Source organism: Pseudoalteromonas sp. TB25 (assembly GCF_000497995.1).
GTDB classification, from domain to species: Bacteria; Pseudomonadota; Gammaproteobacteria; order Enterobacterales; family Alteromonadaceae; genus Pseudoalteromonas; species Pseudoalteromonas distincta.
Genome location: NZ_AUTI01000279.1, coordinates 25,701 through 46,603 on the forward strand (window position 1 = coordinate 25,701; position 20,903 = coordinate 46,603).

General features: G+C 38.0%; 19 protein-coding genes and 1 other annotated feature. Of the genes, 9 read left to right on the forward strand and 10 right to left on the reverse strand.

Annotation, left to right across the window (positions count from 1 at the left end):
- Positions 1-8: 8 nt before the first annotated feature.
- Both L652_RS0109605 and L652_RS0109610 read left to right on the forward strand, forming a co-directional pair.
- Complete coding sequence (locus L652_RS0109605) at positions 9-2,096, forward strand: hypothetical protein (protein ID WP_008467210.1); 2,088 nt, start codon at positions 9-11, stop codon at positions 2,094-2,096.
- Positions 2,093-2,515 (forward strand): hypothetical protein, encoded by a 423-nt coding sequence (locus tag L652_RS0109610; protein ID WP_008467209.1) that lies wholly within the window; start codon positions 2,093-2,095, stop codon positions 2,513-2,515. Before L652_RS0109605 ends, L652_RS0109610 begins: the two co-directional genes overlap by 4 nt.
- A gap of 360 nt (positions 2,516-2,875) precedes the next feature.
- Here L652_RS0109610 and L652_RS0109615 read toward each other — a convergent pair whose 3' ends face one another.
- From L652_RS0109615 to L652_RS0109650, 8 genes are read right to left on the reverse strand one after another with little or no spacing between them, the layout of a single operon-like run.
- Complete coding sequence (locus L652_RS0109615; RefSeq protein WP_008467207.1) at positions 2,876-3,214, reverse strand: DUF6488 family protein; 339 nt, start codon at positions 3,212-3,214, stop codon at positions 2,876-2,878.
- A gap of 25 nt (positions 3,215-3,239) precedes the next feature.
- A complete protein-coding gene (locus tag L652_RS0109620; protein WP_008467204.1) occupies positions 3,240-3,770 on the reverse strand; it encodes a hypothetical protein in 531 nt (176 codons plus the stop codon).
- Positions 3,771-3,783: 13 nt separating this feature from the next.
- Positions 3,784-4,479: a HupE/UreJ family protein gene (locus tag L652_RS0109625; protein ID WP_008467202.1), complete on the reverse strand. Its 696-nt coding sequence runs from the start codon at positions 4,477-4,479 to the stop codon at positions 3,784-3,786.
- Positions 4,469-7,612, reverse strand: a complete 3,144-nt coding sequence (locus L652_RS0109630) for a CusA/CzcA family heavy metal efflux RND transporter (RefSeq protein ID WP_008467199.1) — start codon at positions 7,610-7,612, stop codon at positions 4,469-4,471. The genes L652_RS0109625 and L652_RS0109630 overlap by 11 nt, the downstream gene beginning before the upstream one ends.
- Before the next feature lie 9 nt (positions 7,613-7,621).
- Positions 7,622-8,860, reverse strand: a complete 1,239-nt coding sequence (locus L652_RS0109635; RefSeq protein ID WP_008467197.1) for an efflux RND transporter periplasmic adaptor subunit — start codon at positions 8,858-8,860, stop codon at positions 7,622-7,624.
- An 8-nt stretch (positions 8,861-8,868) separates the two neighbouring features.
- Positions 8,869-10,149 (reverse strand): TolC family protein, encoded by a 1,281-nt coding sequence (locus L652_RS0109640; RefSeq protein ID WP_008467195.1) that lies wholly within the window; start codon positions 10,147-10,149, stop codon positions 8,869-8,871.
- 12 nt (positions 10,150-10,161) lie between these two features.
- Complete coding sequence (locus L652_RS0109645) at positions 10,162-11,136, reverse strand: M56 family metallopeptidase (protein WP_008467193.1); 975 nt, start codon at positions 11,134-11,136, stop codon at positions 10,162-10,164.
- A 2-nt stretch (positions 11,137-11,138) separates the two neighbouring features.
- Entirely contained in the window at positions 11,139-11,522 is a 384-nt protein-coding gene (locus L652_RS0109650) for a BlaI/MecI/CopY family transcriptional regulator (protein ID WP_008467191.1), read from the reverse strand.
- A gap of 96 nt (positions 11,523-11,618) precedes the next feature.
- Between L652_RS0109650 and L652_RS0109655 the strand changes: the two genes are divergently transcribed.
- Positions 11,619-11,972 (forward strand): DUF3147 family protein, encoded by a 354-nt coding sequence (locus L652_RS0109655; RefSeq protein ID WP_008467186.1) that lies wholly within the window; start codon positions 11,619-11,621, stop codon positions 11,970-11,972.
- 170 nt (positions 11,973-12,142) lie between these two features.
- Here the strand turns inward: L652_RS0109655 and L652_RS0109660 are convergent, their stop codons facing one another.
- Positions 12,143-13,522, reverse strand: a complete 1,380-nt coding sequence (locus tag L652_RS0109660; RefSeq protein ID WP_008467184.1) for a DEAD/DEAH box helicase family protein — start codon at positions 13,520-13,522, stop codon at positions 12,143-12,145.
- Positions 13,516-14,064: a hypothetical protein gene (locus L652_RS0109665; protein WP_024597111.1), complete on the reverse strand. Its 549-nt coding sequence runs from the start codon at positions 14,062-14,064 to the stop codon at positions 13,516-13,518. The genes L652_RS0109660 and L652_RS0109665 overlap by 7 nt, the downstream gene beginning before the upstream one ends.
- Before the next feature lie 196 nt (positions 14,065-14,260).
- Between L652_RS0109665 and L652_RS0109670 the strand changes: the two genes are divergently transcribed.
- From L652_RS0109670 to L652_RS0109700, 6 genes are all read left to right on the forward strand, one after another.
- Complete coding sequence (locus tag L652_RS0109670) at positions 14,261-14,569, forward strand: helix-turn-helix transcriptional regulator (RefSeq protein WP_008467181.1); 309 nt, start codon at positions 14,261-14,263, stop codon at positions 14,567-14,569.
- A gap of 31 nt (positions 14,570-14,600) precedes the next feature.
- Positions 14,601-18,383: an SIR2 family protein gene (locus L652_RS0109675; RefSeq protein ID WP_024597110.1), complete on the forward strand. Its 3,783-nt coding sequence runs from the start codon at positions 14,601-14,603 to the stop codon at positions 18,381-18,383.
- Between the two features lie 20 nt (positions 18,384-18,403).
- Positions 18,404-18,895 carry a hypothetical protein gene (locus L652_RS0109680; protein WP_008467177.1) on the forward strand — a complete coding sequence of 164 codons (492 nt, stop codon included), beginning with the start codon at positions 18,404-18,406 and terminating at the stop codon, positions 18,893-18,895.
- Between the two features lie 19 nt (positions 18,896-18,914).
- On the forward strand, positions 18,915-19,256 hold the full coding sequence (locus L652_RS0109685; protein ID WP_008467175.1) for a hypothetical protein: 342 nt from the start codon (positions 18,915-18,917) through the stop codon (positions 19,254-19,256).
- Between the two features lie 22 nt (positions 19,257-19,278).
- The gene (locus L652_RS0109690) at positions 19,279-19,632 is read left to right on the forward strand and encodes a hypothetical protein (RefSeq protein ID WP_024597109.1); all 354 of its coding nucleotides are present in this window, start codon (positions 19,279-19,281) and stop codon (positions 19,630-19,632) included.
- 12 nt (positions 19,633-19,644) lie between these two features.
- A protein-coding gene (locus L652_RS0109700; protein WP_223230517.1) for an IS3 family transposase occupies positions 19,645-20,864 on the forward strand; the annotation gives its coding sequence in 2 pieces (ribosomal slippage) (positions 19,645-19,933 and positions 19,933-20,864; 1,221 coding nt in all).
- Positions 19,923-20,039: a sequence feature (AL1L pseudoknot), on the forward strand. (Overlaps the previous gene by 117 nt.)
- Positions 20,865-20,903: the final 39 nt, after the last annotated feature.

A 20,903-nucleotide genomic window follows, 5' to 3' on the forward strand; every position in this document is an offset into this window, starting at 1 on the left:
GAAATGCTATGAAACCGTTACTTGCTGCACCAGAACAAGTTATAAAAGAGAATACTGTTTTTGTTGAACAGGCAATACAGTATTTTGAAAATAAGGATTGGGACAATTTAAACAAAATCCCAGTAATGATTGACCAAAATGGTAAAACCATAAGTTACTTTGGCGATAACACATGGGATTTAACACACTATGTAGATGTCAAAATTGTTTCGAAAAAGCGGGCTTCTTTTACTCATTTAACAACTATTTCCTTGTTGCAAGAACAAAAGTTACTCGCATTCCTTGGTTTATTTGCTGTCGGCACCTTAAGGCAAGGGGCAATGATAAAAACCACAACATTTTTAGAGAGAAATATCAATTTAACCCAAGTATATAAATACATAGAATCCATCAAAGCAGATTCGATTTGTGTCCTTAACCATCCCATACAGTTTTCTAGGTTTTGCGAATATTTAAAGTCACTTAAAATGAGTGGGCCATATACTTCAAAACTTATTTTCGCATTAAACTGGATCGAAGCGGTTAAGAACCAAACCCCCATAAAACTATCATTACCTTTGACGACATCAATTACAGAATTAGGCCGTCAATTAGGTTGCCCAACCAAACTAGAAAGTGAGCAGTATTACGCTATACCATCACGCTTGATGCAACTCATATACTCAAAGGCTATCGAGTATATAGATACTTACTATCCTATTCGAGATACATTATTAGATATCCATACCGAGCAGCAAGAAAACTATGAAATTGGCAAAGCGGCTGTTGATAACAAAATAAAATCAGGTCAATGGAACTGGTTAACATCTGATTCCCCTCACTACAAAGCTGAGATAACTAAAGCTAAACCCCAAACTTCTACCAATATACTTAAAAGCTATATTTCCAACGCTGATATCGAAAAATTAATTCCTAGTGATATACGAAGATTCAATTGGTTATACTCCCATATTCTAACTTGCTGCTTTATAATTTGTGGAGCCTTTTCGGGCATGAGAAGAAGCGAGATCTATAGTTTACACTCTGATAGCTTTAAAACATTAAAATTAAAAGACCAAGTGTTTTATTCGTTACAATCCTACCACAGTAAAATGACACCTGCGGTGCCTGAAAAAGCAGAGTGGTTGGCATCTCCAATTACTGGGAAAGCAATCGAGCTCGCATCACTACTCACTCAAAATATGAGAACTCAACTCATGCTCTCAGATGACCGAGTCGAAAATGCTAGAGCCTCAAGCATCTGGCTAGTTCAACAAATGAAATGCAGAAAGCCAAACATGCTGACAGGTCCACCTTTTGCTCTTCATCATAAGCAGCTAGTAGAAGAGGCTGGCGCCATCGTAAATGAGCAAGATTATGAAGAGTTTAAACTTCTAAATCCAAACCTAAACATACACGCTTACAAGCAAAAGATAGTTATAGGTAAGCCTTGGGCTTTTACAACCCACCAACTCAGGCGAACTTTTGCAGTATTTGGTAAACGCTATAATTTACTCTCTGACGTTGCCATTAAACAACAGTATAAGCATATATATTTACCAATGTCTCAATGGTACTCAGAAGGAGGCGTAGCAGCCAAAATAAAACATGTAAAAGTGGACTCAGAACTCAATAATTTACTTCAAGAAGTGGATAAAGAAGTCACTACACAACTATTGCATCAGTGGTATAACTCAGATGACAAGCTATATGGTAAGAAAGGTATAGATGTTGTTAAAGATAGAGAAGATACCGCTGTTAAATACTCATCCTGGGATGCTCTTTATGCTCAAGTATCTGCTGGTAGAATATCTATTGCTGGTACACTTCACTCATACTGCATGGCTGGTTATGAATGCAGAATGGAAAAGGTCGTATCACCAACCAACTGTTTTAACTGCGAGAACGTTGTCATAGACGAAACTAAAGCACAAGCTTGGCAAAAACGACATCAGTGGATTGTTGAGACTATAACTGAAATGGAGCAGCATACTAAACTATCTCAATCGCAGCTAAGCCATTTTATTACGCAATTACGTGCAGCTGAAAAGGTTATGGACTACTTTGAGATAAGCTACACTCCATACAAACCCGAAATTGAGATCAGACAGCTTTGAGTAAGTCAGAGAATACAAGGTTAGAGCTTCTAAGCGCAATTGACAGGATACTTTCTGGCGATACAGTACGTATTGATGCCAAACGAGGTTTAAGTGCCATTGCAGTTGAGGAAGAAGCTAACCTTGGTAATGGCTCAGCTTACTATTACTCAGACGTCATTGAAAAAATTAAACTACTAAAATCAAAAGCTATAACAAAAAAGCAAGCACAGCAAAACTCAGATGTTACTAAGTTACGTGAAAAGCTTGCCAACGAGAAACGGTTAAAAGAAAAATATCGAGCGGAAATAGCCAGCTTAAAAGAGCAAATGGCACAAATGGCTTCTACCCACAATGCCCTAGCGCTTTCAAATCACCAGCACTTAAAAAAGATTAATGACCTCGAATCTGAGTTATTTCTGCTTAAGGGAAGTAACTAGCAGAATGTACCAATTTATAGCATGTATTAGTTTAGACTTGAACTTACAGCTATATATTTTTATATCATAAGCTTAAATTTCATAATGAGAAAACGACAAAAGTACTGACGCTTAGGTGAGAATAAAAAGCCCTCTTCAATATTATGTACAACTAAAGCCTTCCTTTTCTCGAAAAAGAGCCAACTTTCATTAGTAAAGCGGCTTAAAGACCAGCTAATACAAAAATATTTTATAAAAAACAAATGCGACACCCATTTTAGTTATTACCTACTAAGCCTTACCTTCTAATTTAATTAGTGTCAAAAATACAAATTGAAAATTGACACTGTAAAAGCTCACAGTGCCAATTTACCTTTAAGCTTAGAAATCGTTCTTCGGTTTTACATCTAGTAGCTGACCATTTTTAGCTATTTTGAAATAAACGTGATCACTACCGTTATTATTTGATGCTTGAACAACATAATAGTCACCGTTCTTGCTTATGACTGAAAACGCTTCTGAAGAAATATCTTGCCAAGAATCATTTAATTTTCCAACTTCAAAACCATAGTCTTTAAAGGTCAATTTTTTTATTGATTTAGCTGCGATACTAATCGCTTGTTGATCATTAATGTAGCCATGGGCATGATCACTATGTGCTAAAACACCAGTACTCATTAACGTAATACAAACTAAGACGATTGAAATTAATTTATTCATTGTTTTCTCCGGTTAAATTTTAAGTTTACTTTTTTAAGCCAATCACTTTAAATTGACCTTTTACTAAAAGTTGTATAGCCACGGGGTTATCTGAGTTGTTTTTCCAGTACCAGCCATGTGAGCCCCCAAATGGGGCGGTAAAGCTGCCCTTCATTTCGCTTAAATTGGCAATTGCATAGCTTTCGAAGTAACCGGTTGTGTCTCCTGCTGGCTCTCCGTGTAAATCAAAATGTAAAGAAGCGCCATCGGTCATCCATTCGTAGGTCATTTTTTCATATTGTTGCATCTCAAATTTATATTCAACCCCGCGATTTGCAGGGATAGTGACTTCAATTGTTTGAAACTCATCACTGCCCACTTGCAATGAATCTGATGTTTTAAGTGGTTTTTGCGCTGATGCCTGAGCTATTTTAGTAACGCCCAGTTGTTTACCGATCCCGGTTGGATCAATGTTATATTCTGCCGGAAGGATAAATAGCACAAAGGCGATTATCGCAACTAATGAAGCGGTGATACTGGCTTTTATAAGTGTTTTTGAACTAACTGTATGTTGCATATATTTCTCTAAATTAATTAATTATATAGCCGGTTAATTGAAGGCCGACTAGCATTAAGCCGGCACTCATTAACGCACCGTTGATAAATGTTGAAAAACGATGAAATGACGGCCGTTTACGCCACACATTAATGGCAATTAAAATAACTGCGAGCGCTAAAAATTGGCCAAGCTCTACGCCAATATTAAAGGCGATTAGGTTTGTCAGTAATCCATCTTCGGGTAATTGAAACTCTTGTAACTTGGTTGCTAGACCAAAGCCATGAAACAAACCAAAAATAAGCACCGCCATTTTTGTATTTGGCTGCCAATTAAAACAACGCTTAAACCCACCTAAGTTATCAAAGCCCTTATAAATAACTGAAAAACCAATAATAGCGTCAATTAAATAGGCATTAATCTGAATATCGCCAAGCACACCTAATAGTAACGTTGTGCTGTGGCCGATGGTGAACATGGTGACATACAGCAAAACCTCTTTACTGCGATACAAAAAGAAGATAACACCGATTAAAAACAATATATGGTCGTAACCGGTGATCATGTGCTTTGCACCAATATAAATAAATGGCACAAACTGTACGCCTTGGTTTTGCTCTAAAAAAGCGCGAGTGCTGTCATCAACTCCATGGGCCAAGGTCTCAAAGCTAAGAAAAGCCAAAACAAGCACCATAATCATTATGCTAACGTTTATTATTTTAGTTGACATCATGTTGCTCCAACGTTTCACTTTCAGTCAAAATAGACTCCTTTTCATTGTGTAAAAGTCGATACAGTGCGGGGATCACAAATAATGTTAGTAAGGTCGACGAAATAATGCCGCCAATTACCACGGTTGCTAAAGGCCGCTGTACTTCTGAGCCAATCCCTGTATTAAGTGCCATAGGAATAAATCCTAATGAGGCAACCAGTGCTGTAGTTATCACTGGGCGAAGACGTGTTAATGCCCCCTCTGTTATCGCTTGATTAAGCCCCATTCCTGAGCTGCGTAATTCACGAATAAACGATACCATTACCAAGCCGTTTAATATGGCAATGCCGGATAAAGCAATAAAACCGACCGCTGCAGATATTGAAAATGGAATATCACGTAACAGCAGTGCTGCAATTCCACCGGTAAGCGCTAAAGGCACACCGGTAAAAATAATCGCAGCATCTTTAAGTGAGTTTAAAGCTAAAATAAGCAAGCCTATAATCATTAACAATGTAACGGGCACAACCACACTCAAACGCTCAGAGGCCGATTGTAACTTTTGATACGTTCCTCCGTATTCAATCCAATAACCAGCAGGAATAGTGACTTTATCTTCAATAATTGTTTGAATATCTCCAACAAAGCTTCCTAAGTCACGTCCTCGTACATTGGTAGTCACTACAATACGACGTTTAGCATTTTCGCGATTAATTTGACTTGCGCCATTAGTGAGTTTGATTGTTGCTAACTCTTGGAGCGGCACAGCGCGACCATTAGGTAAATTAATAGGTAAGTAACCTATCTCTTGCACATTATTACGCTGCTGCTCTTCTAAACGAACAACAATATTAGAGCGGATATCCCCTTGATAATACTTACCTGCAATAGTCCCTCCTAATGCGGTGGCTAACTGTGACTGAATGTGTGCTTTGCTGATACCAAACTGGCTTAGCTTTTCAGTATTGGGTACAATTTCAAGCATTGGCAACCCGCTTGTTTGCTCTACCATTAAATCGGCAATACCGTCAACATTTCCAATAGCGGATTCAATCTCCTTACCTAACGCAGCAAGTGTTTCAAAGTCATCACCAAACACTTTAATTGCCAGCTCAGCGCGTACACCTGCTAATAATTCATTAAAGCGCATTTGAATTGGTTGTAAAAACTCATAGCGGTTACCTGGAATTGGCTTAACTAAGGCTGCTAACTCTTCAACAATTTGTGCTTTTGACTTATCAGGGTTTGGCCATTGCTCTCGTGGTTTTAGAATAATAAAGTTATCGGCTACGCTAGGGGGTACTGCATCTGTTGCTACATCTGCGGTGCCGATTTTTGCAAATACACGCTCGACTTCAGGCATCTGCGTAATTTTTTCTTCCAACACTTTTTGTAGCTCAATCGCTTGGCTTAATGATGTACCAGGAATACGAAGCGCATGCATGGCAATGTCTCCTTCATCAAGATTTGGTGCAAACTCGCTTCCTAAGCGTGTCGCTTGATAACCAAAGAATGTTACGAGTAAACAAGTTATTAGCACCACAGCCCAGCGGCCTTTTAATGCTAATGAGAGTACCGGCTTATAAATACGACTTAACCCCAGCATAATATGATTAGGTTTTTCTTTAATTGGCTTTTTAAATAATAGGGCGATCATTGCAGGCACAAATGTGATCGAAAGCGCCATTGAACAAAGCAAAGCAATCACAACCGTTAATGCCATTGGATGGAACATTTTTCCTTCAACGCCTTCAAGCGCGAAAATAGGTAAATAAACAACGGTGATGATGAATACACCGAATAAAGCGGGTCGAATAACCTCTCGTGTAGCCGTAAAAACAATGTCTAAACGTGCTTTTAAAGAAAGAGGGGTATCACCTCTCATACTTAAACGACGTAAGCAGTTTTCGACGATAATTATCGTACCATCAACCAATAGACCAAAATCTAATGCCCCTAAACTCATCAAGTTTGCACTGACTCGCGTATGTACCATACCGGTTATTGTCATCAACATTGCAAATGGGATCACTAAAGCCGTTAAAAATGCGGCTCTGAAATTCCCCAGTAATATAAATAATACAACAATAACTAAAATGGCCCCTTCGAGCAGGTTAGTTTGAACAGTATTAAGCGTTTTATCTACCAGTTTAGTTCGGTCATAGACGGCTTTTGCAACTATACCTTCGGGTAAACTGCCATTGATTTCTTTTAACTTTTCACCAACGCCTTGTGCAACTGTGCGACTGTTCTCACCTATTAACATGAACACGGTGCTCATCACCACTTCGCGGCCATTTTGTGTAGCAGCACCAGTACGCAATCCTTTGCCATCACTTATAGTGGCAACATCTTTAATAAACACTGCACTGCCGTCTATGGTTTTGATGGGTAAATTAGTGATTTCAGTTAAACCAGCAACCTGACCTGGGACACGAATTAACCATTGCGCACCGCTTTTTTCAATAAATCCGGTGCCTTGGTTTTGGTTGTTTTGACCAATAGCATCAACAACATCTGCTGAGGTAAGATTATAAGCCAGTAGTTTTTCAGGTTTAAACGCAACGAGAATTTCACGCTCGTAACCACCAATAGGGTTTACTTCAACAACACCTGGTACCCGCATTAATTGAGGGCGAATTGTCCAGTCATGTACTGTTCGTAAATCAATGGGGGTTATATCACTACCGTCGGGATTTTTAGCACCAGGCACAGCATCAACCGTAAACATAAAAATCTCACCTAATCCAGTAGCAATGGGACCAAGCTCAGGTAAAAGGTTTATCGGCAACTCCGAACGTGCACTAGACAACCGCTCATTAACCAACTGACGAGCAAAGTAAACATCGGTATTATCAGCAAAAATAGCAATAACCTGAGATAAACCATAACGAGACACTGAGCGTGTGTTTACAAGTCCTGGTAACCCCGCAAGTGCGTTTTCGAGGGGGAAAGTAACGCGTTGTTCAACCTCTAACGGCGTATAGCCTGGCGCTTCGGTGTTGATCATAACCTGAACATTGGTTATATCAGGTACTGCATCAATAGGCAGTTTAGTAAAATTCCATAAGCCTAATCCTGCAATGGCTAATACCATGACAAGAACGAGGATATTGCGCTTTATAGCAAAGCGTAAAATCGATTCTAACATTACGCTCTCCTAGTGATCGTGTGACGCGCCAGATTTTTCAATATCGGCTTTGATGACATAGCTATTTTCAGTAACATACTCGGTACCGGCAGGCAGTCCACCTAGTACTTCTATCCATGTTGCATCTGAACGACCCAGCTCAAGCATCCTGACTTCATATTCATCAGCGACTTTTGCATACACGACCGTAAAATCACGAAAGCTCTGTAAGCCTATTTTCTTTACCGCTAAAGGAACTTCAAAAGAAGCAGTTTCAATATCGGCTTTAACAAAACTCCCTTCCAACAAAGGCTCAGTCTGTTGTGCCAACGTAACCCACACCATTCTTGCCTGATCACTTCTAACTTTTGGCTCTATAAATGATACCTTACCAGCAATATTCACAAGACTACCTTCTGCCTTAATGCTCACTAGAGTGCCTTGAGATACTTTGCTGTAATCGCTCGGGTAGACAGCTAATTTAACGACAGATTGACTCGCGTCTGTGATAACAAGCAGTTCACGGTTATTCGTTTGCTCACCTGAATTAGCCATTTGTTTTGCGACAAAACCAGCAATAGGCGATTTTATCTCATAGGGGTTTAAACTTTCATTACTTTCAATCGTCATTAAAGTTTGGCCTTTATTTACTTTATCGCCAAGCTTTACATTTAAGTGCGTAATAACACCTTCAAAACGTGCAAAAACAGTGCGGTGCGCACTCGGCGGTAACCAAACCTGTCCATAAGCAGGGATCGTTTGATGAAGCTTTTGAGACCCTGCAATTGCAGTTTCAATCGCCATTGCATCTACTACTGCGGGTTCGATTTTTGTTCGCCCCTCTAGGTTATCGTATTGCCAACGATATGTTTTTCCTTGGTAGCTCGCATTTACTGTGACAATAAAAGAGTGCGGTTCGTAAATTTCCATATCCCCACGTAAAAAGTCACTTTGGCTAATAAACTTAATATCATCAATCACATTACCTAATCGGGTTAACGTAACCGTTAATTCAACATCGTCGGGATTAATTGGGTTTTTATTATCTGTTAACCATACTCTAAACTCAGGTGGTACGCCTGTTTCGAAAATCGCTAACTCCAATGCGAAGTTTCCTTCACGAAGCATACGACCATTATGCGGCCCTTTTTCAGGCTCTGCTTGCTCTGTAGTAGGTGTTGATACTGCGCTAGCGGGTAAATGTACCCCCGCGCTGAGGCCGAGTAATACGGCAACGGTTATGGAGGAAATAAAGTTTGTCGTTTTCATAAATAATCTCATTGTTCTATCGATGCGCCAGTAAGACGCTGAATTTCTATATGTTGTAAATGTAAGCTTTCATAAGCGCTAAGTAGTTCTGATTGCGCGCTTAATTGCGCCTGACGCACGCTACTCCACTGGTTGTAATTCAATTTACCAACGTTAAATGCTTGTTTTGCTTGGGTAAGCGCGGTTTCTAGCGTGGGAATGATTTCATTTTTTGAGGTGGTAATTACATGAACAGAATGCTTAACTTCTTGAAGCAAAGCATAAAGCTGGCTATTAGCTTGTTGAGTTAAACTCTTCGCTTGCGCTGTTAATACATCTTGCTCGGCACGTAACTTAGCGACCGTTCCGGCATTGCTGCCAGATGCTCCCCACGGAATAGAAACACCGGCCACGAGCCCATAGTCATCCGTTGATTCATAACGACGTAAGCCTGTTGTAAATTGCCATTGTGGTTTTGCTTCAATTTGAGCTAATTCAATGTGTGATTGTGCAATACGTTTTTGACTTGCTAACTGCATCAAACGAGGCGCATTTTTAAAGCGCTCGAACTGTGACTGAAAATCTACAATTTTAGGTAACTGCAATAAGTTACCTGTAAGTGTAAAGTCAGTGCGAGGCTCTGCCCACAAGGCTGAAAGCTGATATTTTCCGCTGGCTATTTCATGCTCAAGATCTTCGACAAGTAATTTTTGTTTAATTAGTTCAGCTTTGGCTAAATTTTTATCAATAGCCAACGACTGACCAATACGAACTCGTTTATCTATTGCATTTACAACTTCATTCGCTTGTCTTACTGCCATTTTATTGAGCTTTAGTGCCTCTTCTTTCACCAGTAGTTGAATAAATTGCTTCGCAGTCATCGCGGCTAAATCAAGTGCAATAATTTGTTTATCTAAACGTAACTGCTCAAGTTCAGACTGGCTTGCTTTTACGCGACTATCAATTTGCTCTTGTTGAATCAGCCAAGAGAAAGTTAAGGTTGATTGCATATTTTGCAAACCACTATGCTCACCTGTCCCAAAAGCATCTTCAACCATTAAGCCTATTTGTGGTCTTTGGCCTATACTTGCTTGCTTTATTTTGCCTTGCTGGGCTTTATCTCGATAAAAGAAGCCCTGTAACTGCGGGTTGTTAGCAAGCGTGAATGAGATGGCTTGCTTTAGATTTAATGTTTGATAAGCCTCAGCACTTGCAAAACACGGCAGTGCTGTAAAAGCCATCAATACCCCCACAAAAAACCGACTGCCAATCGGTTTTTTGTGGGTGAAATGACTACTAAATGATTTCATTTTAATCCTTACTTAGTGGATGAAAAAAGTTTCGATAAGATGGTGGACACTATCGACAGTCGACAGTGTGAATAAACTGATAACCACAAAGCTAAACAAAGTGATCATTAAAAGTAGCTTAGGCGTAGTGGAGATTGGCATTAACAATGTTTGTATACGCTGAGTTATTTGCTCATTACTAAAATGACTCATGTATATATTGTCATTCGTAATATGTTGTTGTCGTTGAAATCGAGCAACATTAATAAGTGCTTGAGCCACATCTAAGCCATCAAAACTTTGCGTTGCACCGACATCAGCAATTTGTTCTGTTAAAGCCGTATAAGATTGCTGTAACGCCGCGCGCGTTGACGCAGGAAAACACCAACCAAATAGACTAAACAGTGTTTTAAAAAGCGGATCTCGGGCTTTTAAATGTGCTAGTTCATGCTGTATGACTATGTGTACTGTTTTTTCATCAAGTGCTTGTAATCCGCTGGTTATATATACTTTTGGATTGAAAAAACCAACAGTAAATGCCTCTGGTATAAGGTGTTCAATAACGTGTACAGACTGGTTTGGATAATCTTTGTGAGGTTGAGTATTTGATAAAGCCAACAGACTGCTCATTGCTGAACTATGTCTATTAAGACTAAAAAATGCATGTACGCTAGCACTTGCCATCAAACAAACAGCCGATATAAGCAATACCGAATGCCAACTATATACAGAGAAAACCTCAAGGTGATGCCAGTGAGCGACTCCTTGCCACCAATTAGACATTGGATTTTGATGTGCCTGCCAAAATACAGCTGCACACAATAATGAGATCCACCAAGGGCTGCTAATAGTTAACCAAAGCATGAACTTACGCTCGGTAAACTGGAAAATAGTAAGTTTTTTACAAAGCGAGGTGTGGAAGAAGGAAATCAATATGATCACACAAATAAAAGCGGTCACCGCTGCGCTCGCTAGATTTAAAAACACGGCCCAATTTCCAACAATCATGTTTACACTTTTCCGCTTCGTAGTTTTCGCTGCTGCTCTATAAGTTTTTCGAGCTCATCTAATTGTGTATCATTAAAATTAGTCGAAGTAGAAGAAAATGCAGCAATTAAACTGTTTTCACCCTCTTCAACAAAGTCAGCTGTAATATCATTTATTAAAGTAGCTATAAGCGAGTTACGATCAACTTTAGTTCGGTAATTATAAGCATGACCCTGCTTAGTTCTGCTAAGAAGGCCTTTTTTATAAAGTCTTTCAAGGGTGCTTTGAATAGTATTGAGAGTGCAGCCACGTGTTTTACCTAAACGACTGTGCACATGCTTTGCATCCGCTTCTTTAGAAGACCACAAATATTGAAGTACTAGTTTTTCTAATTCGCCTAACTGCATAATCAAATATCTCTTAACAACATAGCCATATCATGGCAAAATAAAAACCGATAGGCAATCGGTTTTTATTTTTTTATTTAAAAAGGAAAGTAATACATGGGTTGGATAATTTTTAAATACTTAGTGACAGCAGCAATTGTTGTAGCGGTTTCAGAGGTCGCAAAGCGCAGTGATAAACTCGGAGCACTAATTGTAGCACTTCCATTGGTAACCATTTTAGCGATGATTTGGTTGTACGTTGAAAAACAGCCGCCAGAGAAAATTGCGAGTCATGCCTGGTACACATTTTGGTATGTTGTGCCTACCTTACCGATGTTTTTAATATTTCCATCATTACTACACCGATTTGGTTTTTGGCCATCACTCGGCCTCAGCGCCTTAATAACTTGTTTTATTTTTGGAGTGTTTGCATTCGTCGTTAGTAAATTTGGAATAAATTTATTACCCTAAAAGTTGTTTCTGAAATTAATAATATGGTGAAATCAAGGATGTAGCTGAGGCAATAATTTCGATACTTATCTCTAAAAAATTTCCCATTACTTAGCAGAGTCAAATAAAAGCTAGCCTTATTTATGTACTAAGAGTGATAATATAAACAGAATATGGCTCATTTTATGGAACTATAAAAATGCTTCTATAACTCTAGTTCTAAGTGATTTAATTTGTATACTGCTCAATGAACAACCTGAAAGCAGCTCATAATAAGCTAAACCGCGCTCTGAAGTTAGGCCCCCTAGAACGAGTTTATCAAGGTTTTCTTTTAACTTATTATCCCTGTTTATTTTTGGCAATGTTAAAGGTCTAAATGTATCTTTTCTCACCAAAGTTGTGTCACATTCCATATCAACATAAGAGCAACTATCTGGTATATCAATATTAATACGCTCAGCAAACTCAATTAAGCTTGTTTCTGCAAATGTGAATAACCAGGCGAATTCAACTTTACCTTTGCCAGACCTAAGAATGCGCCCTAGAACTTGCCTAAAATACAACTCTGTTTTTATAGAGCTTAAATGACAACATACTTGTAGCCTAGGTATGTCGGTCCCTTCACTGATCATACCAACACTAACGATCCACTGTTCAGTAGATGACTTAAATGAGTTGATCTTCTGTGTTGAATTATCGTGTAAGTAAGTAACTATGGTTGACGTTTGATTAAATTCTTCAATTAATAAGCTGTTTATCATTTCAGCGTGCTTAACTGAAGACGCAACAACTAGGCCGCCGGCAGCCGGGTTTGAAGCTCTTATCTCCGACAGTTTTAATACGGCTAACTTCAATAAATACCTAAGTGCAGAGTCATTATTAAGTACCTCTTGGTACGCTGATTGAGCTTGTTTAACAAATTCAGCTATTGATCCATATGTATCTTGGCCATCCGAAATACTATTGCTATCAACTAAAACTATTTTTGGCTCTCTACAGACGTTATCTCTAATAGCTTGACTCAAGCTGTATTGATAATCGCATATCAACTCACCTTCTGGGTCAGAATAATTCACTAAAGCAATAGGAAGGGCGTCTGAGCGCCAAGGAGTGCCCGATAGCGCAAGTGTGTAAGTTGCAATATCCTGTAAATGGAAAACAACTTTCTCACCCCACGTATTGATTTTAGATTTATCTTGCGAGAATGAGCAGTGATGTATTTCATCAAAAATAAAAAATGTACGATACTTTCTAAGCCCATCCCAAGTACTTTCAGGAATAGAGCATAAGCTTTGATAAGTCATAGAGGCACCTACAGCCGTAAATGAGCCATCAAACGAACACCCAATTATTTTTCCAAATGTTCTTTTGATATTATTAGCCACTTCAACCGATGGTGAAAAGCAGATCACTCTATCTATCATTCCTTTATCAAATAACGTTTTGGCCAATGAAGCTGCCATTATTGTTTTACCAGCACCAGGAGTGGCCTGACATAGAAAGTGCTTATCAATAGCTGTATATTTTTTTACTGCTAACTCAACACATTCCCTTTGCCAACTTCTCAGCATTGCCGTGCACCATTATCCAAAGAGGCCAATATATTAGTTAAAGCGTTAACTTTTCCTAATAACTTCGCTGAATTATTTTTAGCATCGTCTAATGCAGAATAAAACAAGCTAAGGTGCTCAGGGAATCGCTTTTGTAGAGCTTTATATTCATCAACTTCCCCTAACAAAATCGCAAGCTCAGCCTCAAACTGTTTCTTTTCATTCAATAAAGTTTCAACAAGCGGTGATGCTTGATTATTAGTATGACTGCTAATTGATTTTTCTTTTTCAATTACAACTTGTTTCGCCACAAACGTAGCGTTATTAAACAGCTCAGTTTTAAAATACTTTTTATGGCGGCCACTTCCTTTTGTTTTTAAGAGCTCTTTTCGTTCAAGCGCTGTAATTTGCCTATAAATGAATTTACGCGCCTCATCGATATCTTGATATTTATCAGTTACGGTTAATAACTCATCTCTGAGCTCGACAATTGTAAAACCATTGCACTCTTTTTCGATCAAAAGGGAGTAAATGTGTTGGTTTAATTTGATAACTTGGGGCATTTCTTATACTACAACAATTAAGAAAACTTAGGGTTGCTAAGTATATAGAACAATGCAAAACTTAGAAATACTAAGTTTTATGCTCGAGAGTGATTTTAAGAACATTCCCACAAATAGAACTTAGGATTCCTAAGTGTACAAACCTTTGTAAAACTTAGACAATCTAAGCTATTAGAGACTGAAAAATGATGCTTCTGTGTTCCAAAATCCAATTCCAATTAGACTCAAACAAGCCCGCGCTAAGTCAGGTATTACTCAAAAGCAACTGGGTATACTTATCGGTATGGATGAAAACTCAGCGAGTGGTCGCATGAACCACTATGAAAAAGGCCGTCATATTCCAGATTTAACGACTCTAAAAAAGATCGCTAATGAACTAAATGTTCCATTGAATTATTTTTTCTGTGAAGATGAGACAACAGCAGAACTAGCAATTGAAATATCAAAGTTAGATACAGAGAAAAAGCTTTTATTAATTCAAGAGCTTAAAGGACCATCTAAATAGCTATATTGTACCCATACACAAGGAAGGTTAAATGCGATTTAATGAAAATGGACCTAATATTCCAGATGAACTTCTTGATAAATGTGACCACGGCAAAGTAGTTTTATTTTGTGGGGCTGGTGTTTCTTTTAACTCTGGACTACCAAGCTTTATAGAACTAACAAAAGCTGTAATTGATTTTTTTTCTCCACTAGAAAGCTCCGAGGTTTACCAAGAGTTCTTACCTTGGATCACCGAAAACTCTAATAAGTCACATCTAAGAACTCCATTGGATCAAATTTTCCACTTGCTATACCAAGACTATGGACGTGACGAAGTTAATCAAATCGTTGCCAGGGTACTTTCCAAATCTAATTCTATTGATGATGTTGGCAAGGAGCATGGTATATTAAAACTCTTATCCAGTGGTCAAAGCGGTAAACCAAAAATAGTAACTACAAATTTTGACCTACTTTTTGAGCAGAACGAAATCCTCTCTTATAGTGAACCTCCATTTTTCCCTGATTTATCATCCGGCGCAAGTCTCGAAGCAATAACCTATTTGCATGGCAGGCTAAAAGATCCGTCTGAAAAACATCATCCTTATATTTTAAGTAGCGCAGATTTTGGAAGAGCATATTTATCCGAAGGTTGGGCAACTAAATTTATAATTCAATTATTAGAGGTATACACAGTTGTTTTAGTCGGCTATCAAGCTGAAGATCCTCAGGTGAAATATTTACTTCAGGGACTTAATCATGATGAAAAGTTTGACCGGACAAAAATTTACGCATTTGATAAAGGTGAGGCTGAAGACATCGAAGTCAAATGGCGTGATCGCGGTGTAACTGCAATAGCATACCCTGACCATAGTGATTTATGGGAAACACTTTCTATTTGGTCAGAAAAAGTCGATAAGCCAAAAAAATGGATAAGTTACATATTAAACCTTGCAGCCTCAAGCCCAAGGCAGTTGAAATCATTCCAAAGAGGCCAAGTTGCTAATTTTCTTACTACCTCAGCTGGGGCTAAATTATTTAGTACTACAGAGCCCACACCTTTAGCTGAATGGTTATGTGTTTTTGACCCGCAAATAAGGATAGGAAACCCGAGTAAAGGTCACAATTTTAGGGATAGTGATGGCGAATCATTTGACCCATTTATTGAGTATGGACTAGACGATGATCCTTCGAGACCGGTGGATAAAGAAAACTACAATTTACCAACACTACCACATAAAAACTATTTATCATGGTTACCGTGTGACAATATTGCAACTGAAGATATGGACTTGCGCTCAAACAATAACTTGATATCACCTAGACTCTGGTATATCACAAATTGGATAGTAAAGAACTTAGACGATCCTGTCATTGCATGGTGGGCCATTAGAAAAAGAGCTTTGCATAACGCCTTAAAAGAAAGAATCTTAGTGAAGCTTTATAGTGCCAATTCACTTCCCGCTAAGGCACAAAAAATACTAGGCTTTATAGCTAGCAAGCAGTTTGAGAGTAGTGAATGGTTTAACCCGTCCCATAACTACTATAGATTTCAAGATCTAATAAAAAATGAAGGATGGAATTTAACAACCTTGCGTTTTTATGAGACAAAGTTAGAGCCTTTCGTAGAGTTTGAAAACCCTTATGGTATACATGCATCAAAGCCTCCTTTAAAAGCATGGAGTGCAATACATTTATCTGATATTTGTAATTTCGAAATAAAGTTTCCTTTAAAGCTTAACCCTAGTATTGAAGTTCCATATGACAACTTGTACAGAATATTGCAAGCTACTTTAACCCACTTGGAATACGCTAGTGATTTATCAGATGAGTTTGGCCACAAGCACTTTTATAATACTCCTTCGTGTTATCCAGACCCTAATGAAGACACTTACAACTTAGAAGAGCACAGCTCATTTTATTTCTTTATTGAAAACTTTAAACGATTAGTTGATAAGTTTCCTTCACAGGCAAAAGCGCTTAGCTTTAATTTAAATTTAAAAAACTCCTTATATTTTAATAAACTAAGCTTATATTCATTTGGGTTTAACTCTATTTTCTCCGCTTCAGAAGCCGCAAACTACGTATTATCAATTGATCTAGAATACTTTTGGAATAGAAGTTATCAACTCGATTTGCTTCGTTTATTAGAAAAACGATGGAAAGATTTTTCTAATACAAATAAAGAAAAGCTAGTTAAAAAAATCTTAGATGGTCCTAATAAATCTAAACAAATAACAGATGAAGAATTTCAAATTTTCAAGAACTTAGAGATATTTCGCTACATTAAATGGTGTGAACTCAGTCAATTGGTACTGCCTGAAAAGTACAGAAAAAAAATCGATATGATCATATCCATGCATCAAGACTGGCAGGTTAAAGAACCGGCAGAGCTGGTGCATAACACATCTGTAAAAGTTCATGGAATTACAATTGATGAAGAAGCTGATTTAATCATTAATGCGCCTATTAGTGAAGTAATTAAAAGATCAATACAAGTTTATAATAGAGGCTTTGAAGAATATACAGCTAGGAGGCCATTTGATGGCTTAGTAAAACTTAGGCCTAAAAAAGCGTTATTAGCATTGTCGTATTTGAGTAAAAGAAAAGATAACCCAAAGTATTTCTGGTCGGTTTTATTAGATAATTGGCCGGATAGTGCAAGCAGAAAGACTAAAATTACATTACTAAATCGGCTTTATTTATTACCTAAAGAGATATTAACTGAGCTAAGTTATCACTTAGGTAATTGGCTTGATCGCCACGGACAAATCTATCTAAAAGAGTTGCCCAACTTATGCTATAAATTTTTTGACCACTGTACATTAGTAGTTTTAAGGGGTAAGCAAGGTGCTTCGAAATCCAAGGAGACTTCATTAAGTCATATTACATGGGTTGAAGCTAAAAGTAGCCTGACAGGGGCTATTCTTAATACATATATTCAAGAAATTGACTCCTATCGTTTAGACAAAGATGCTGAAATACCAAGCATATTTAAAGACAAAATTGAACAATTTTTAATAAGTGAAGATACTGTTAGCGCTTACGCATCAGCAATACTCTCTTATCAAATAAGTTGGTTACATTATATAGACTCTTCTTGGGTTCAAAGCTTCCTGTTGCCATTACTAAATCTAGATAATAAGTTATCTGGTCCTGCTTGGAGTGGTGTGATTGCAAATAAATTACCATCTGTCGAAGTAAGCGTCCTATTGAAGCCAAAGATTACTCATCTATTCCCCAAAATTTATGAATGGGCTTGGGATCAGAGACTCATAGAGGCCACATCACATAAAATAATTGAGCTTGCCTTACCTTCATATAAAGGTAAGGATAAAATAAACGCTTCAGATGCTAAAAATTGCTTTAGAAATATGAGAGAAAAAGAAAGAGCAGCGGTAATTCGTTATTTGAGTAAGGGCTTTGCAAAAAATTCTAATGAATGTCTTAGAGACGTAACTACTATTATCGAGAGTATTTGGCCCAGAGAGAGAAAATACAGAACTAAAGAACAAACTTCTGCATGGATTAACTTATTAGAGAAGTCTGGTAGCTATTTTCCCAACTTATTTCACTCTATGGAGTGGTGTTTAACACCATTGGAAGTTCAACATCATTGGTTAAATTCATTTGCACGCAATACTTCAGATTCAATTCCATTAGCATCTCAATTTCCCAATGAGGTTCTAAGCCTGTGTGATTTGATAATACCAAAAGAGACACGTTCATCCCTTTATCACTTAAAAGAAGTTCTAGATCTTATAGAGCAAGCAAACAATGATATTGTTAATAATCAGCAATTTATGAAACTAACTAAAATATGTGAAAATAATTAACTTACAATTAAGAGGTTAGAATGGATATAAACCTTTTGGTTCAGCTCATTACAACAATAACAGCGTTATTAGCTATTGGGCTTACCTATTGGACTATTAGAACACAACAAAAACACAATAAACTATCGGTTGCACCAAGGCTAAGTGACTGGCTTCATACGGACGATAGCTCCATTTGTTTTGATATAATCAATAAAGGGCTAGGTACTGCACAAGTTAGATCATTTGAGTTCATTGTTAATGATAAAAGCATCTCTTGGCCTGAACTTGATAGTGATATTCGTAATTATTTTAAAGCTGAGTTAGACACTAAGAATATATATACATCAAGTTTATCTGCCACGAGCTACATAGCTCAAAATGAAAAAGTATGTATTCTTAAATTACATTTTTTACCTGGAATGGATATGAGCTCTATCGAGAAGAGACTAACTACCAGATATCAACTAAAAATAGAATATGCCTCGTTATATGAGCAAGTATATTTTTACAGCTCCCCCCTTGAGAGTTAATAGTATTTAGGTGTATGTAATGATGAAAAATGAAGTGGAAAAAGAAATCTTTGAGCTGCAAATACAATTTACTGAGTTAATGCGCCTATTTGATGACAAAGAAATAAATTTGGATGTTATCTCAGTCAAATATTCCAAATTAAAACAACAAGTAAATGGTCGTGTAAACGATTTAGAAAAAGCTAAAAAGAATAATCGGCTCAATGAATATGAAGGCTATTTCTTACTTCCATGCATGAAGAAGATAAGCCTCAGCTGTAATGCTAGAGTAGGTTCAAAAGATAAATCCGCACTAAGCTCATCTATATATGATGGTGAGGATTATTGCTCATATTGGCTGACAGAAATAAGAAGCTGTTGAATTACTTTTAGGTAAACAATTAATGTCAAACCAAATAGAAATATCTATTGTTAGATCGCAACGACTTATATCTGCTGCAAAAACTTTGCTAGATTTAATCGAAGACGATGAGCTATTTTTGTGCGATAAGCGAGAGCCCTTTGTTTTACTTTGCGCTTTAGCAATAGAAGCAATACTAAATGAAGCTCTAAGCGACTTAAAATACTTATTGCAAGAACAAGAGCTAGGCAAAAGCTTAATTGATGCCTTTGCGACTATGGGGTTACAAGCAAAGCTTAATAGTTTGTTTTATATTCTATCTAAGGGGCGCTATACAATAAATAAATCTTCAAACTGTTTGAATCGCCCCGTGTTTGCCAGAGACTCAATAACTTGAGAAACTGGAACTATGAAAAAATCAAATCGCTATACATCAGAATTTCGTGAACGTGCAATTAGGCTTGTTACCACACAACAGCATGAATACCCTTCTCTTTGGGCTGCGCTAGTATCGATTTCAGATAAACTGGGATGTACCCCAGAAACACTTAGAGCATGGGTCAAGAAATCTCAAGCTCAACCGTCTAAACCCTCTTCTAATACGCAATCAACTGAAGAACGCCTTGCCGTCTTAGAGCGCGAGAATAAAGAGCTCAAGCGAACGAATGATATCCTGAGGCAAGCTGCCGCTTTTTTCGCCCAAGCGGAGCTCGACCGCAAACAGAAGTAATAGTGGATTTTATTGATGCTTGCAGAGAGCATTACGGTGTCGAGTCAATTTGCAAGGAATTGCCGATTGCACCATCAACGTATTATTCTCATAAACAGATACAAAGAGAGCCTGAGCGACTGTCTAACCGCAAAAAGCGTGATGCTGAGCTGATAATACTCATTCGCGAAGTGTGGGAGGATAATATGTCAGTTTATGGTGCAAGAAAAATATGGAAGCAGCTACAGCTTGACGACCATCAAGTCGCCCGCTGTACAGTCGAACGATTGATGCGAGTTATGGGAATTCAAGGTGTTCGTCGGGGTAAAGCACATAAGACAACGATACCTGACGAGCAACAAGATAAGCCACTTGATTTAGTTAATCGTCAATTTACTGCTGAGCAGCCAAATCAACTTTGGGTAGCTGACATCACCTATGTTGCCACATGGAGTGGGTTTGTTTATGTCGCTTTCGTGATAGATGTTTTTTCACGATACATTGTAGGTTGGCGTGTATCAACGACAATGCACACAGAGCTTATTCTTGATGCGTTAGAGCAAGCTATTTGGCATCGTGGCAACCCCGAAGGGTTAATTCACCACAGCGACAGAGGCAGCCAATATTTGTCTATACGATACACTGAGCGACTTGCTGAAGCTGGAATTCAAGCGTCTGTAGGCAGTGTGGGTGACTCTTATGACAATGCATTGGCTGAAACAATAAATGGATTATTTAAAACAGAGATTATTCGCAGAAATGGCCCGTGGAAGAATGTTGATGCTGTTGAATACGCAACGTTAGAGTGGGTCAATTGGTTTAATAATCAACGCTTATTATCTTCAATTGGGTATATTTCACCAGCTCAATATGAAACAGACTACTATGATAATTTAAACGAGTCAGGTAAAGTGGCCTGACTTAAACAAACTGGTCTCCGATGAACTCGGGGCGATTCA